This window comes from Pseudoxanthomonas mexicana (assembly GCF_001556105.1).
Taxonomy (GTDB): domain Bacteria; phylum Pseudomonadota; class Gammaproteobacteria; order Xanthomonadales; family Xanthomonadaceae; genus Pseudoxanthomonas_A; species Pseudoxanthomonas_A mexicana_A.
On the sequence record NZ_LSIF01000030.1, the window covers coordinates 1 to 568 of the forward strand.

At 65.8% G+C, this 568-nt stretch carries 1 protein-coding gene; it reads right to left on the minus strand.

Annotation, left to right across the window (positions count from 1 at the left end):
- Window positions 1-568 (minus strand): methyl-accepting chemotaxis protein (locus AX730_RS05300; protein ID WP_232310180.1); only part of this gene is annotated, 568 nt, incomplete at both ends.

Below are 568 nucleotides of genomic sequence, written 5' to 3' on the forward strand. Positions count from 1 at the left end.
CGCGCGGCCGCGGAGGCTTCTTCCACCAGCGCCGCGTTCTGCTGCGTGGTCTCGTCCATCTGGGTGATGGTCTGGTTGACCTGCTCGATGCCGGCGCTCTGCTCCTGCGAGGCCGCCGAAATCTCGGCCATGATGTCGGTCACGCGCTGCACAGACGCCACAATCTCGGCCATCGTCGCGCCGGCCTGGTTCACCAGTGCCGAACCATCGGCGACCTTGTCCACGGACGTCTCGATCAGCCCCTTGATTTCCTTGGCCGCATTGGCCGAACGCTGGGCGAGGGTGCGGACTTCTGAAGCGACCACGGCGAAGCCACGACCCTGCTCACCGGCACGCGCCGCTTCCACCGCGGCATTGAGCGCCAGGATGTTGGTCTGGAAGGCGATGCCATCGATGACCGAGATGATCTCGGCGATCTTCTTGGACGACTGTTCGATATCGGTCATCGTGGTGACGACCTTGCCGACCACGTCGCCGCCCTGCGAGGCGACCGAGGCCGCGCCGATGGCCAACTGGTTGGCCTGGCGTGCCGAGTCGGCGTTCTGGCGCACGGTGGAGGTCAGTTCCT